Source organism: Pseudomonas tumuqii, from assembly GCF_013184545.1.
Lineage (GTDB): Bacteria > Pseudomonadota > Gammaproteobacteria > Pseudomonadales > Pseudomonadaceae > Aquipseudomonas > Aquipseudomonas tumuqii.
On sequence record NZ_JAAOJA010000009.1, the window covers coordinates 210,922 to 224,877 of the forward strand.

12 protein-coding genes are annotated in these 13,956 nt (G+C 65.9%); 7 read left to right on the top strand and 5 right to left on the bottom strand.

The genetic code is table 11. The features are described 5' to 3' along the window. Positions 1-56 precede the first annotated feature (56 nt). Entirely contained in the window at positions 57-2,444 is a 2,388-nt protein-coding gene (locus G9C89_RS17375; protein WP_172150271.1) for a heavy metal translocating P-type ATPase, read from the bottom strand. 151 nt (positions 2,445-2,595) lie between these two features. Here G9C89_RS17375 and G9C89_RS17380 point away from each other — a divergent pair, with 151 nt between their 5' ends. Then, on the top strand, positions 2,596-2,808 hold the full coding sequence (locus tag G9C89_RS17380; protein WP_172150274.1) for a heavy-metal-associated domain-containing protein: 213 nt from the start codon (positions 2,596-2,598) through the stop codon (positions 2,806-2,808). Between the two features lie 189 nt (positions 2,809-2,997). Here the strand turns inward: G9C89_RS17380 and G9C89_RS17385 are convergent, their stop codons facing one another. Then, on the bottom strand, positions 2,998-3,624 hold the full coding sequence (locus G9C89_RS17385) for a TetR family transcriptional regulator (RefSeq protein WP_172150276.1): 627 nt from the start codon (positions 3,622-3,624) through the stop codon (positions 2,998-3,000). A gap of 146 nt (positions 3,625-3,770) precedes the next feature. On the opposite strand from G9C89_RS17385, the gene G9C89_RS17390 reads away from it, so the two are divergent. From G9C89_RS17390 to G9C89_RS17400, 3 genes are all read left to right on the top strand, one after another. Beyond that, positions 3,771-4,919: an efflux RND transporter periplasmic adaptor subunit gene (locus tag G9C89_RS17390; RefSeq protein WP_172150278.1), complete on the top strand. Its 1,149-nt coding sequence runs from the start codon at positions 3,771-3,773 to the stop codon at positions 4,917-4,919. Positions 4,920-4,931: 12 nt separating this feature from the next. Then, positions 4,932-8,060 carry an efflux RND transporter permease subunit gene (locus G9C89_RS17395; protein ID WP_315852830.1) on the top strand — a complete coding sequence of 1,043 codons (3,129 nt, stop codon included), beginning with the start codon at positions 4,932-4,934 and terminating at the stop codon, positions 8,058-8,060. Between the two features lie 122 nt (positions 8,061-8,182). Continuing rightward, positions 8,183-9,373: a Bcr/CflA family multidrug efflux MFS transporter gene (locus G9C89_RS17400; RefSeq protein WP_172150280.1), complete on the top strand. Its 1,191-nt coding sequence runs from the start codon at positions 8,183-8,185 to the stop codon at positions 9,371-9,373. A gap of 185 nt (positions 9,374-9,558) precedes the next feature. Here G9C89_RS17400 and G9C89_RS17405 read toward each other — a convergent pair whose 3' ends face one another. The 3 genes from G9C89_RS17405 to G9C89_RS25565 form a co-directional block, all read right to left on the bottom strand. Then, positions 9,559-9,738: a hypothetical protein gene (locus G9C89_RS17405; protein ID WP_172150282.1), complete on the bottom strand. Its 180-nt coding sequence runs from the start codon at positions 9,736-9,738 to the stop codon at positions 9,559-9,561. Positions 9,739-9,853: 115 nt separating this feature from the next. Continuing rightward, positions 9,854-11,686 (bottom strand): bifunctional diguanylate cyclase/phosphodiesterase, encoded by a 1,833-nt coding sequence (locus tag G9C89_RS17410; RefSeq protein ID WP_172150284.1) that lies wholly within the window; start codon positions 11,684-11,686, stop codon positions 9,854-9,856. Between the two features lie 293 nt (positions 11,687-11,979). Then, positions 11,980-12,147: a DUF2790 domain-containing protein gene (locus G9C89_RS25565; RefSeq protein WP_390623836.1), complete on the bottom strand. Its 168-nt coding sequence runs from the start codon at positions 12,145-12,147 to the stop codon at positions 11,980-11,982. Positions 12,148-12,466: 319 nt separating this feature from the next. Here G9C89_RS25565 and G9C89_RS17420 point away from each other — a divergent pair, with 319 nt between their 5' ends. From G9C89_RS17420 to G9C89_RS17430, 3 genes are all read left to right on the top strand, one after another. Next, positions 12,467-12,853 carry a DUF2946 domain-containing protein gene (locus G9C89_RS17420; RefSeq protein WP_172150288.1) on the top strand — a complete coding sequence of 129 codons (387 nt, stop codon included), beginning with the start codon at positions 12,467-12,469 and terminating at the stop codon, positions 12,851-12,853. A 149-nt stretch (positions 12,854-13,002) separates the two neighbouring features. Beyond that, positions 13,003-13,491 carry a copper chaperone PCu(A)C gene (locus G9C89_RS17425; RefSeq protein ID WP_172150290.1) on the top strand — a complete coding sequence of 163 codons (489 nt, stop codon included), beginning with the start codon at positions 13,003-13,005 and terminating at the stop codon, positions 13,489-13,491. 80 nt (positions 13,492-13,571) lie between these two features. Then, positions 13,572-13,955 carry a DUF2946 domain-containing protein gene (locus G9C89_RS17430; protein ID WP_172150292.1) on the top strand — a complete coding sequence of 128 codons (384 nt, stop codon included), beginning with the start codon at positions 13,572-13,574 and terminating at the stop codon, positions 13,953-13,955. Position 13,956: the final 1 nt, after the last annotated feature.

A 13,956-nucleotide genomic window follows, 5' to 3' on the forward strand; every position in this document is an offset into this window, starting at 1 on the left:
GCCTTTCGAGCAAAAGCTTCGCGGGCATGGCCCGCTCCTACGAATTTCATGCGGGGTCAGTGGCGATCCTTGGGTTTCCAGGTCTTCAGCAGCAGGGCGTTGCTCACCACGCTGAGGCTGGACAGGGCCATGGCGGCGCCGGCGAGCATCGGGTTGAGCAGGCCGGCCGCGGCCAGGGGGATGCCGACCAGGTTGTAGACGAAGGCCCAGAACAGGTTCTGTCGAATCTTGTTGTAGGTGCGCCGGCTGATGTCCAGCGCCGCCGGCACCAGGCGCGGGTCGCCGCGCATCAGGGTGATGCCGGCGGCATGCATGGCCACATCGGTGCCGCTGCCCATGGCGATGCCGACATCCGCGGCCGCCAGCGCCGGGGCGTCGTTGATGCCGTCGCCGACCATCGCCACCACCCCGGTCTTCCTCAGCTCGCCGATGATCGCCGCCTTGTCTGCCGGCAATACCTCGGCGTGTATGGCGTCGATGCCCAGGGCGCTGGCCACCGCATTGACGCTGCCGCGGTTGTCGCCGCTGATCAGGTGGCTGTCGATGCCTTGCGCCTTGAGCTGGGCGATGGCCTCGGCGGCGCCGGGTTTGAGGGTGTCGCCGAAGGCGAACAGCCCCAGCACCTGCGGCGTCGGCGCCTGTTCGATCAGCCAGGACAGGGTGCGGCCCTCGGCTTCCCAGGCCAGGGCCTCGGCGGCCAGGCTCGGGTTGTGCAGCCAGCGCTCCTCGAGCAGGCGTTTGTTGCCCAGGGCCAGTTGCCGTTCGCCGATCTGCCCGGCAATCCCGCGCCCGGCCAGGGCCTGGCTGTCGACCACCTCGGCCAGCGGCAACTGGCGGGCCGTGCATTCGTTCAGCACCGCCTTGGCCAGCGGGTGTTCGCTGCCGCGCTGCAGGGCGCCGGCCAGTTGCAGCAGGGTCGCGGTGTCGCCGTCGAGTGCCGTCATGTGGGCGATCCGCGGCGTGCCGGAGGTCAGGGTGCCGGTCTTGTCGAACGCCACGGCCGTGACCCCATGGGCGACTTCCAGGGCTTCGGCGTCCTTGATCAGAATGCCGTGGCGCGCGGCCACCCCGGTACCGGCCATGATCGCCGTCGGCGTGGCCAGGCCGAGGGCGCAGGGGCAGGCGATCACCAGCACCGCCACGGCATTCAGCAGCGCGGTTTGCAGCGTGGCGCCGAACAGCAGCCAGCCGAGCAGGGTGGCCAGGGCGAGCAGCAGCACGGTCGGCACGAAGACCTGGCTGACCTTGTCCACCAGCTTCTGGATCGGCGCCTTGGCGGCCTGGGCGTCCTCGACCAGGCGGATGATCGTGGCCAGCACGGTTTCCGCCCCCAGGGCGGTGGTCTCGATCAGCAGGCGGCCTTCGCCGTTGATCGCCCCGGCGGTGACCTTGTCGCCGGGCTGCTTGGGTTGCGGCAGGCTCTCGCCGCTGATCAGGGCTTCGTCGGCGTGACTCTGGCCTTGCAGCACCTGGCCGTCGACCGGAAAGCGCTCGCCGGGCTTGACCACCACCTGATCGCCCAGGACCAGGGCGCTCAGTGCCACCCACTGCTCGACGCCATCGCGCAGGCGCAGTGCCTGCTCCGGGCGCAGGGCCTGCAAGGCGCGGATGGCGCTGGTGGTCTGCCGTTTGGCGCGGCTTTCCAGGTATTTGCCGAGCAGGATCAGGCTGATGATCACCGCCGCGGCCTCGAAGTACAGGTGCGGCATCGCGCCGCTCGGGGTGATCGACCATTGATAGAGGCTCAGGCCATAGGCGGCGCTGGTGCCCAGGGCGACCAGTTGGTCCATGTTGCCGGCTCCGGCGCGCAGGGCCAGCCAGGCGGCGCGGTAGAAGCGCGCGCCGAAGATGAACTGCACCGGCGTGGCCAGGGCGAACTGCAGCCAGGCCGGCAGCATCCAGTGGGCGCCGAATGGTTGCGCCAGCATCGGGATCAGCAGCGGCGCGGTAAGCAGCAGGGCCAGTGCCAGGGCCCAGCGTTCGCGGTGCAGGTGACGCTCGGCGGCCGGCTGGACGGGTTTGTCGAGATCCAGCAGGGTGGCCGTGTAGCCGGCTTTGGCAACCGCCTGCAACAGGCTTTGCGCGTCGAGCCCCGGGGTGACCTGCAGCAGCGCCTGCTCGGTGGCCAGGTTGACGCTGACCGTGAGCACACCCGGCAGTTGCGCCAGGGCACGCTCGACGCGGCCGACGCAACTGGCGCAGGTCATGCCGTCGATGGCCAGTTCCAGGCGTTCGCTGGGCACCTGATAGCCGGCGCCGGTGACGGCGGCGAGCAACTGCTTCAGGCTGTCCGCCGGCGCTTCGATGCGCGCCTGTTCGCTGGCCAGGTTGACCGTGGCGTTGGCGACGTTGGGCACTTTGCGCAGGGCGCGCTCGACCCGGCCGGCGCAGCTGGCGCAGGTCATGCCGCTGATCGGCAGGTCGAAAGTGGTCAGATCGGACATGCGGGAGCCTCCGTTGAGTTCCGCTACAGGATCAACCTTGACCCATGGGTAAGGTCAAGCGCTGTTTTATGCCTTGACCTTACCCATGGGGCAAGCCTGACACTGTGCGCCTCCCGTAAAAAGGGACAGACATTCAATCAGGAGGTTGCAGATGCAGACAACAAAGGTTCACACATTCAGGGTCGAAGGCATGACCTGCGAGCATTGCGTCAAAACGATCAGCGAAGCCCTGCTGGCGCGTGATCCGGCGGCCGATGTGAAGGTGAAGTTGCAAGGTGGCGAAGTGCGGGTGAGCAGCAGCCTGTCGAGCGACGAGCTGATCATCGCGATTGCCGAGGCGGGCTACGGGGTAGGGCTGGCGTAAGGTTTGATTCGGCCATGGTTGCGCAGCTGTTGACTGCTGTGTGGGCGGGCTGACCCGGCGCGATGTTTTTGATTGGGTCCGCTATCGCCCTGCGTAGCGATGAATCTGCGCCCCGGCCTCGGCTGCCGGTGCGCGCGGCGCACCCTACACAGGTGCCTCGGCGTAGCCGGGTAGGGTGGATGACGCTGCCTATGCTTGCTGCCAGTCGCGCACCAGGCCGCGAAAGCAGGCATCGATCATGGGCGCGGTGTCGCTCAGCGGGTCGAACAGCGTCGGGTCGCGTAGCCAGTCGTGGAGCAGACCGATGATCAGCGCGTGCAGGGTGCGGGCCGCGAGGCGTGGGCTCATGCCCGGTTGCAGGCGCGGCCTGACGCCGGGCAGGTCGAACTGCTGTTCGCACAGGGCGATGAACTGCGCGATGAAGGCGGCGTGGCGCAGTTCCGCCTCGCGCAGCTCGTCGGTGAATTCGCAGCGGCGCAGGAGGATGGTGAAGATGCGCTGCTTCTGCGGGTTGCACGCCAGGTTTTCGATGGCCTCGATACACAGCTCGCGCAGCGCCAGCAAGGGATCGCGCTCGGCGCAGGCGCTCAGACGCTCGGCCAGTTGCTCGGGTGGCAGGCGTACCTGGCTGAGCAGTTCGTGAAACAGATGGGCCTTATTCTCGAAATGCCAATACACCGCGCCCCGGGTGACCCCGGCGTGGCGGGCGATATGTTCCAGGCTGGTATGGGCCACGCCTTTTTCCAGAAACAAGGCCTCGGCAGCGACCAGGATGGCGCAGCGGGTTTGTTCGGCTTGTTCTTTGGTTCGGCGCATGGCAGTAGGGTGATTTCTGGCTAGGCTCTGGTTTGGGGAACAGAGTGTAATGATTTTAAGCACGATGTTCTATTTACAGACAGTGGTGTATGTAACTAGCATCATCGCCTCAGTGCTGCGCGCATCCCGTTGTTCCGGAGAACCCTATGTTTTTTGCCCGTCACCTCCCTCTCGTCCTGGGGATTCTGGCCTATGGCGCCCTGACGCCTGTACTCCAGGCCGCCGACGCGCCGCCTGCGCCTGAAGTGCTGGTGGAGACCGCCCGCGCCGTGCCGCTGCCGCTGGTATTCGAGTACTCCGGACGCACCGCGGGTTTTCGCGAGGTGCAGGTGCGTGCCCAGGTCAGTGGCATCCTGCAGGAGCGTACCTACCTGGAAGGCAGCCGGGTCAGCAAAGGCCAGGTGATGTTCCGCATCGACTCGCGCACCTATCAGGCCGCCCTGGCCCGCGCCAAGGGCGCGCTGGCCCAGGAGCAGGCGCGCTACCGGCAGACCGAGCGCGACCTCAAACGCATCCGCGAGCTGCAGAAGAAGGGCTTCGCCAGCGAGAGCGAGCTGGATAACGCGATCTCCAATTTCGAGCAGAGCAAGGCCAATATCCAGGCCGCCGAGGCCGACGTGCAGTCCAGGCAGATCGACCTCGACTACTGCACGGTGACGGCGCCGATTTCCGGCATGACCAGCAAGGAAACCGTCTCCGAAGGCAGCCTGATGGTGGCCGGCGACCCGAATGCCAGCCTGCTGACCAATATCACCCAGCTCGATCCGATCTACGTCAACTTCGCCTACCCGGACAGCGAGGCCGAGCGCCTGCGCCAGGGCGTGCAGGCTGGCCGCATGCTGCTGCCGGAAGGCGGCAAGCTGAATGTCGAGGTCAAGTTCGGCAACGGCGACAGTTACCCCTTGGCGGGCGACGTGGATTTCACCGACAGCCTGATCGACCGCGGTACCGGCACCATCAGTGCCCGCGCCGTGGTGCCCAACCCCGAGCAGGAACTGTTGCCCGGGCAGTTCGTGCGGGTGCTGGTCAAGGGCATCAGCCTGCCCAACGCCATTACCGTGCCTGAGCGCGCGGTGGCCCAGGGGCCGCGCGGCACCTTCGTCTATGTGGTGGACGACGCAGGCATCGCGCGCATGCGCCAGGTCAGCACCGGGCACACGGCGCAGGGTCGCTGGGTGGTCGAGTCGGGCATCAGTGTCGGTGACCGGGTGATCGTCGAAGGGCTGCCCAAGGTACGCCCGGATACCCCGGTGAAAGTGGCTGAAGCGCCCGTCCAACCCGCCAAGCAGTCCTAAGGAGCGTCGCCGGTGATCTCACGCTTCTTTATCGACCGCCCGGTGTTCGCCGCGGTCATCTCCATCGTCATCATTCTCGCCGGCCTGATGGCCATGGGGGCGTTGCCGATTGCCCAGTACCCGCAGATCCTGCCGCCGCAGGTATCGGTCAGCGCCACTTACTCCGGTGCCAGTGCCCAGGTCATCGCCGAAACCGTGGCGGCGCCGCTGGAACAGTCGATCAACGGCGTCGAGGGGATGATCTACCAGCAGTCCAACTCCGGCGGCAACGCCATGAGTCTGTCGATCTACTTCCAGGTCGGCACCGACCCGGACCAGGCCACCATCGACGTCAACAACCGGGTCCAGGCCGCCCTGGCCAAGTTGCCGGAAGAGGTGCGCCGGCAGGGGGTGAGGGTGGAGAAGAAATCCTCCGACATCCTCCAGGTGGTCACGTTGTTTTCCCCGGACGGCTCGCGCGACCCGGTGTACATCAGCAACTACGCGCTGATCAACGTGATCGACGAACTCAAGCGCCTGCCCGGCGTCGGCGATGCCCGCCAGTTCGGCTCGAAAGACTATTCCATGCGCATCTGGCTGCGCCCGGACAAGCTGGCGCAGTACAACCTGACGCCCACCGACGTGGTCAGCGCGATCCGCGAGCAGAACTCGCAGTTCGCCGCCGGCAGCTTCGGCCAGCAACCGCTGGAGCAGGAACAGGACTTCACCTACACGGTGACCACCCAGGGCCGTTTCACCGATCCCGCGGAGTTCGAGAACGTCATTCTGCGCACCGACGCGACCGGCGCCAGCCTGTTGCTCAAGGATGTCGCGCGGATCGAACTGGGCGCCCAGGACTACTCGCTGATGACCTCGCTCAACGGTCAGCAGAATGCCGCCTTCGGCATCTACCTGCAGCCGGGGGCCAATGCCCTGGACACCGCCGATGCCGTGAGCAGTACCCTGGCGCGCCTGTCGCAGCGCTTTCCCGAGGGCATCACCTACAAGATTCCCTACGACACCACCAAGTTCGTCCGGGTGTCGATCGAGGAGGTGATCCACACCTTCTTCGAGGCCCTGGTGCTGGTGGTGCTGGTGGTCTTTATCTTCCTGCAGAACTGGCGGGCCACGCTGATTCCGCTGCTGGCGATTCCGGTGTCGTTGATCGGCACCTTCGCCGGCATGTACCTGCTCGGTTTCTCGATCAATCTGCTGACCCTGTTCGGCATGGTGCTGGCGATCGGCATCGTGGTCGACGACGCCATCGTGGTGATCGAGAACGTCGAACGGGTGATGAACAGCGACAAGATCGGCCCGCGCGAGGCGACCATCAAGGCCATGCAAGAGGTCACCGGGCCGATCGTCGCCATCGTCCTAGTGCTCTGCGCGGTGTTCGTGCCGGTGGGCTTCCTCGGCGGCCTGGCCGGGGAGATGTACAAACAGTTCGCCATCACCATCGCCGTGTCGGTGGTGATCTCCGGCATAGTCGCGTTGACCCTGAGCCCGGCGCTGTGCGCCCTGTTGCTCAAGCCCGGCCATCAGCAGCCGGCCGCGCCGTTTCGCTGGTTCAACCGCCTGTTCGAGCGCCTGACCGACGGCTACACCAGCGGCGTGCGCTTCTTCCTCAAGCGTTCGGCGGTGGGCCTGCTGCTGTTCGGCCTGATGATCGCGCTGATGGCCGTGCTGTTCGGCCGGGTGCCCAGCTCCCTGGTGCCCAACGAAGACCAGGGTTATGTGATCAATGCCTACTTCCTGCCGCCGGCCGCCTCGCTGACCCGTACCGAGAAGCTCACCAGCGAGGTGACCCGGCAGTTGATGGCGCACCCGGCGGTGGACAATGTGGTGACCTTCGCCGGTTTCGACGTGCTGACCTTCGGCACCCGCAGCAATGCCGGGGTGTCCTTCGTGCCGCTGAAAGACTGGAGCGAACGGACCACGCCGGAGCTGGATGCGCGCAACCTGACCCGCGAATTCATGGCCATGGGCGCGCAGCAGAAGGACGGCGTGGTGATGACCTTCAACCCGCCACCGATCACCGGCATGAGTACCACCGGCGGCTTCGAGGGCTATATCCAGGATCGCAGTGGCGGCGGCACCCAGGAATTGGCGGCCAAGGTCGCGGCCTTTATCGAGGCCGCGGGCAAGCGCCCGGAACTGGCCGGGGTGCAGAGCACCTTCAGCGCCAACGTGCCGCAGTACTACATCGACCTCGACCGCACCAAGGCCCGCGCCCTCGGCGTGTCGGTCAGCGATGTGTTCACCGCCATGCAGGCGACCTTCGGCAGCTATTACGTCAACGACTTCAGCCTGTACGGGCGGACCTTCCAGGTCAGCCTGCAATCGGAGTCGGAGTTCCGCCGCAAGCCGGAAGACCTGTCCCAGGTCTATGTGCGTTCGATCGGCGGCGAACTGGTGTCGCTGTCCAGCCTGGTCACGGTCAAACGCATCCTCGGCCCGGACAGCTATGCGCGCTTCAACGTCTATCCGGCGGCGAAGATCCTCGGCGGCCCGGCGCCTGGCTACAGTTCCGGGCAAGCCCTGGCGGCGGTGCAGGAGGTGGCCGACGAGATCCTCGGCACTGACTACAGCATCGGCTGGACCGGCTCCGCGTTCCAGGAAATGGCCACCCAGGGCTCCGGCGGCACGGCCTTCATCTTCGGCCTGATCATGGTGTTCCTGATTCTCGCCGCCCAGTACGAGCGCTGGACCCTGCCGCTGGCGGTGGTCACCGCGGTGCCCTTCGCGGTGTTCGGCGCGATTCTCGCGGTGTGGTTGCGCGGCATCGAGAACGACGTGTACTTCCAGGTCGGCCTTATCACCCTGATCGGCCTGGCGGCGAAGAACGCCATCCTCATCGTCGAGTTCGCCGTACTCTGCCGGGCGCAGGGCATGAGCATCTTCGACTCGGCACTGGAGGCCTCGCGCCTGCGTTTTCGGCCGATCATCATGACCTCGCTGGCCTTCATCCTCGGCGTGGTGCCGCTGGCCATCAGCAGCGGCGCCGGTTCGGCCAGCCGCCACTCGATCGGCACCGGGGTGATCGGCGGCATGCTCGCGGCGACCGTGCTGGCGATCTTCCTGATCCCGATGTTCTACCTGCTGGTGGAGTCGTGGGCGGAAAAGCTCGCGAAGGGACGCAAGAAGGTCGCCGCCCCGGTTTGATTCCGGGGCCGTGCAGACCTTAGCCCGGATGCAATCCGGGAGCGGTTTGGCAGGCGCCGGATGTCCCCGGATTGCATCCGGGCTACAACGGCCCCTACGTGCCCCTACTTATCTGGAACCCCATGCCATTACGCCTTCTGCTGATCCTCGGCGCCTTGAGCGCGTTCGGCCCCCTGGCCATCGACTTCTACCTGCCGAGTTTCCCGACCCTGGCGCGGGTCTTCGCCACCGACGTCGAGCATGTGCAGTTGTCGTTGGCCGCCTATTTCATCGGCCTGGCGCTGGGACAACTGATCTACGGGCCCTTGGCCGATCGTTTCGGCCGGCGCACGCCGCTGCTCGCCGGGGTGCTGCTGTTCAGCCTGGCCTCGCTGGTCTGTGCCCTGGCGCCGAGCCTGGAATGGCTGATAGCCGCGCGTTTTGTCCAGGCCCTCGGTGGCTGCGCCGGCATGGTGGTGACCCGTGCCGTGGTGCGCGACCTGTGCGACCCGATCACCTCGGCCAAGGTGTTCTCCCAGCTGATGCTGGTCATGGGCCTGGCGCCGATCCTCGCGCCGCTGGCCGGTGGCCTGCTCCTGAGTCTGCTCGGCTGGCAGTCGATCTTCGTCTGCCTGTTCGCCTTCGGCGTGCTCAGTTGGCTCGGCGTGGCGCTGTGGCTGCCGGAGACCCTGGCGGCCGACTTGCCGAGGGCGCCATTGCGTGGCGCGCTGGGCGAGTACCGGCGGCTGCTCGGCGATTTGCCGTTTCTCGGTCATGCGCTGACCGGCGGCCTGGCCATCGCCGGGATGTTTGCCTACATCGCCGGTTCGCCCTTCGTCTTCATCGACTTGTACGGCATACCGGCCGAGCACTACGGCTGGCTGTTCGGCAGCAATGCCCTGGGTTTCATTCTGGTGGCGCAACTCAATGCCTGGCTGGTGGCGCGGCATGGGCCGGGCTATTGGCTGCGGCGCACGGTGTGGTTCTACCTGGCCTGCGGCCTGCTGCTACTGGCGGTCGCGACCTCGCGCCCGGCGGCGTTGTGGCCGCTGCTGATCCCCTTGTTCGGCTGCATCGCCTGCCTCGGCATTCTCCTGCCCAATGCCTCGGCCTGCGCCATGGCCGGGCAGGGCACACATGCCGGCAGCGCCTCGGCATTGCTCGGCAGCCTGCAGTTCGGCATAGCCGCCAGCGCCGCCGCGCTGGTCGGTGTGCTGCATGACGGCAGTGCCTGGCCGATGGCCCTGGTGATCTGCGCTTGCGCGGCGCTGGCCGTGCTCTGCTCGCGCTTCACGCGCTGGGCGGAGCGGCGGGGCGGCCATCCGGGTTGGTGAGCGGCTGTGAAAAAAACGCCCGCCTGCTGCGGGAGTCTGCAAACACCCTGCGCGCTGGCCCATTACCTCGAGCAACCCACCAGGCAATATCCCTGCGTTGCACCTTATCGGCGCGACACAAATCTCGACGGGCTGTCGCTGCGCGCCGAACGGACCGCCGCCCGGACCGCACTAGGTTCTGCGACTCAGCCGGCGGCGCGCTGCACCTGACTCGGCCATTGATGCGGGGCCTGCAGGCGCGCTTCGAGGGTGGCGACGAACTGACGGGCTTCGGCTTCGCTGCGGAAGGTCACGCTATGGCTGGCGAAACGCACTTGCCAGCAGGCACCTGCGGCTTTCTGCAACGGCTGAATACGGATGTTCATGAGCGACACCTCCACTAGTTAGGCGGCTCAGTCTAGTCCTCGCGGATGAATTTTTCCTGACCGCAGTCAAGTGGGCGACTGGTGGTCGATTGCTGCCTTGCCGGGCGCGTGCCGTTCATCGTTGCAGCTGTTGCACCGCCAGGCTGGCCAGGCGGGTGAACTCGGTGACCTGGTCTATATCGGCCTTGCTCGGTCGCCTGGGCTGGTCGTAGTAGATGCCGAAGGTGCCAAGCACCCGAGCGTTGTCGTCCTTGAACGGCAGCGACCAGCAGGCATGCAGGCCGGCGGCCAGCGCCTGGGTGCGAAACGCCTGCCAGTAGGGGTGAGTATCGAGGTCTTCCGCGATCACCAGTTCGCCGCTGCACGCGGCGTGGCCACATGAGCCGAGTTCGAGCTGCGCCTGCAGGCCATCGATGGCCTGCCGATAAGGCTCGGGCAGGCTGGGCGCGGCGGCCAGATGCAGGCACTGCTGCTGGTCCAGCAGCATGATCGACACCTGCATGTGCGGATTGAGATCCTCCAGGCGCCGACTGATGTCGTCGAGGATATGCGCCAGGGGCCGGCGGGCGAGCAGTTCATCGAGCACCGCATTGCGTGCTTGCTGCAGTTGCTGGCCCTGATGGCGGTCATGGATGTCATGCAGGCTGCCATTGAGCATGTCGTTCGACGGGTTGTGGTTCAGCTGAATGTCTACCCAGCGCAGTTGGCCCTGGCGGGTGAGCAGGCGGAATTCGCCGCGCACGCCGGTTTGCTGGCCCTTGTCGATGGCACTGATCTGCTGGTGGAAGCGCGCCGCGTCGGCGCTGTCGAGAAACTGCGTCAGTGGTCGGCCGAGGCATTCATAGCAGGCATAGCCGCTGAGCTTTTCCCAGGCCGGATTGAGAAAACCCAGGTGCCCGCTGGCGTCCGTCAGCACTATCACATCGCTCAGCTGCTCGACCAGTTCGCGGTAACGCGCCTCGCTGGCTTGCAGTTCGAGATTGATCTGTTTCTGTTCGCTGAGATCGATGTCGATGCAGTACAGCTCCAGCTGGTCGCGGCTGTTGCGCAGCATCGAATGGGTGGAATAGACCCACACCTGGCTGCCGTCCTTGCGTTGCAATGGCAGCTCTGCTGCGGCAATCGGCGGGCCGCCGAGCAGCCAGTGGTTGATCGCGCTGATCACCTGGTTGCGCGCGGCCGGCGGGATGATCAGCTCTTCCAGGCGCCGGCCCATGGCCTCCTGCAGGCTATAGCCATAGAGCTGGGTGCTGGCCTGGTTCCAATAGATCACCCGGCGTTCGCGGTCGTAACCCTGCACGGCAATCCGCGGGGTTTGCTCGAACAGTTGGCGGAAGCGCTGCTCGCTTTCACGCAGGGCGCTTTCGTCGCGTTTCTGGCTGCTGATGTCCTGCACGGTGCCGAGGATCTGGCCGTTGGCGTCCGCCTCGCCCCGCAGCATCAGCCAGGTGATCTGTTGCTGTTGCGGTTGATGCAGGCGCGCACTGATCGCCATCGGCTGGTGCCGTTCGAACAGGGCCTGCAAGGCACGCTGCAGGGCCGGTCGCTCGGCGGGGTAGAGCCAGCTGAGCAGTTGCTCGACGCTGCTGCATTCACTGCCGGGGTCGCGGCCGAGCAATTGCAGGGCCTCGGGGCTCCAGTGCAGGCGCCCGTCATATTCCCAACTGCCGAGGGCGGCGTTGCGCTGGGTCTGTTGCAGCAGGCGGGTGTTGCGCGTCAGGGCGTTGAGCAGCTCGCGCTGGGCGCGGCGGTCACGGCGGTTGAGGTAGAAGATCAGCAGGCTGCTGAGCAGTACGAAGAGCATGCCCTTGACGGTTTGCAGCTGGCTGCTCAAGACGCTGTCGTTGACCACGGCCAGCAGCAGGGAGTCGCTGGCAAGAATCCAGATGCTGCTGAACAGGATGTAGGCGCCGGCCAGACGCAACGGGACTGTTAGATCGGAACGCATCCTTACCACCGATGAGTCGCGGGTTCGCGAGAGGCCGCGGAGCATACCGCACCCTGCAGCGCATGCCCTGAGAGCGTGTGAAAACTCTCGCCTACTGCGACCGCTCCCCCCAGGCGTCCGCTGCTGACGTTGCACTCGATATTTTCACAAGCTTTGAGCGTAATTGCAGTCTAGTCGGCTGCCGACCGCTTGTTGGGGAAATGGCTGCCAGCAGTGCTGGCAGCCCATATGCCGGCGAACAACCCGACATCAGGCGCCTGCACTGCTCGGTCAGGCGCCAGCGGGGGGCGGGTTCAGTCGCTGCTGTCGTAGCGACCCAGTTCCAGGTAGTTGACCTTGTGCAGCTTGCCGTTGCTATCGAGGAAGGTGATGGTCGCGGGCACCACGCCGACCTTGTCCGAGTTGTCGGTGATATGGATGACTTTCTGGATATCCAGGGACATGCCGTAGTGATAGTCCACCGCTTGCACTGCTTCAGCTTGTTGGTCGAGTGGGGTTTGTGCCCAAGCTGCGCCAGCGCAGGCAAAAGCAGCAGCGAGAGTGAGGGGAATGAGACGTTGCATGATGCTGACCTCGTAAGGATGCTTCACGTCTCAATTGACCGATGAGCCGGCATGGCGTTACACGCCTGACCTGCCGCTGGTCGGCGGCTCTGGCGTGCCGGCAAGGCCACGATATTGAATAGTTTCACCGCCGTTGATTGTGCCTCCGGCGCAACTGCGGCAATCGACCACAGGGGGTGGCTGGTGTTGCGCCGCCAGCAACTGCTAGAGTCGCCCGATGAAACCGACTCGCACCGACCGCTCGCTGATCGCCTGGACGCTGTATTGCTGCGTCCTGTTCAGCGCGTTCGCCTGCAGCATCGGCCACGGCCAGATGGCCGGTTTGCAACTCAGCGGCCTGGATGGCCAGTACTGCTCCTTCGCGGGCGATTTCGGCGCCGGCTCAGATTTGACCGGTTCCGGCATTCCCGTCCTCAACCCGGCCACGGGTTCCGCTTGCTCGCTCAGCTCGACCTTTAGCGCCATCATCCTCGCCGCCTTCTTCGGCCTGCTCGGGCTGCTCGCGGCCAGTCGCCCGCCGCTGGCTGCACCGGCCCTGGTCCCGCGTCCCGTCCGCTATCTGTGGCCCTCGGCCAACCCCCGCGCCTCCCCGCTGCTCGCCTGATTTCGGCATACCTGCAAGGTTGCATGCTGCCCAGCGCAGCCGTTTGCGTCTGTTGCCAGGGCGCCGACGCGCAACCGAGCAATGCGTTATCGCGCGCCGCAGCAGATGGCTTGGCGGCGCCGCCCCCGACGATTTTCTGGAGAGTCCGCATGTTGAAGAAAACCCTGCTCCTGGCTGCACTGTTCGGCACCAGCCTGCTGGCCAACGCCCACGACTACAAGATAGGCGAGCTGCAGATCGAGCACCCCTGGTCGCGCGCGATGCCGCCGGTGGCACCGGCGGCCGCGGCCTACTTCGTGGTGCACAACCGGGGCGCCGAAGCCGATCGCCTGCTCGGCGTGCAGAGCCCGGTGGCCGGCAAGGCCGAGTTGCATGAGCATGTGCACGCCGATGGGGTGCTGAAGATGCAGCAGGTGCAGGACGTTGTCGTGCCTGCCGGTGGCGAAGTCAGGTTCGAGCCCATGGGCTACCACGTTATGCTGTTCAACGTGCAGCAGCAGGCCAAGGACGGCGAGCGCTTCCCGCTGACCCTGACCTTCGAGAAGGCCGGTGCCATCGAGGTGGAGGTCGCGGTGCAAACCGAGGCGCCCGTAGCCACGGCTGAACCGGCTAGCGGGGACGCCGCCCATCAGCACTGATGAGGGCGCTCTTGACCGGGGACAAGGAGCGTCCTGCCGCGCCTGGCAATAATCGCGGCGGGATTCAGGGACACCGATCGATGCCGATAGCAGCACATCCAGTTAACCGTCGCAGAGGGCTGAAGCCGGCATTGCTGGCCATGCTGTTGCTCTGTGTCGGGCCGCTGCTGTCGCAGTGGCTGGTGCCTGCGCAACCGGCCTGGCTCGCCGAGTTGAGTTGCAGCGAGCACCCGGCCAGCCGCTCTGCGGGTGCCGGCGACAGCCATGGGCATGATCCGCTGTGGGCCAAATGCGGCTACTGCACCCTGTTGTTCAGCAGCCCGGCGCTGACCAGTCCGGCGCCGCTGCTGCTCGGGCCGGCGCCATACGCTACGTCCTTCATCCTTGTTGGCGGCGCGCAGCATGCACCCGCTTCGCCGATATTCCCGGGTTCGCGCAGTCGCGCGCCGCCGTTGCTTTCCTGAT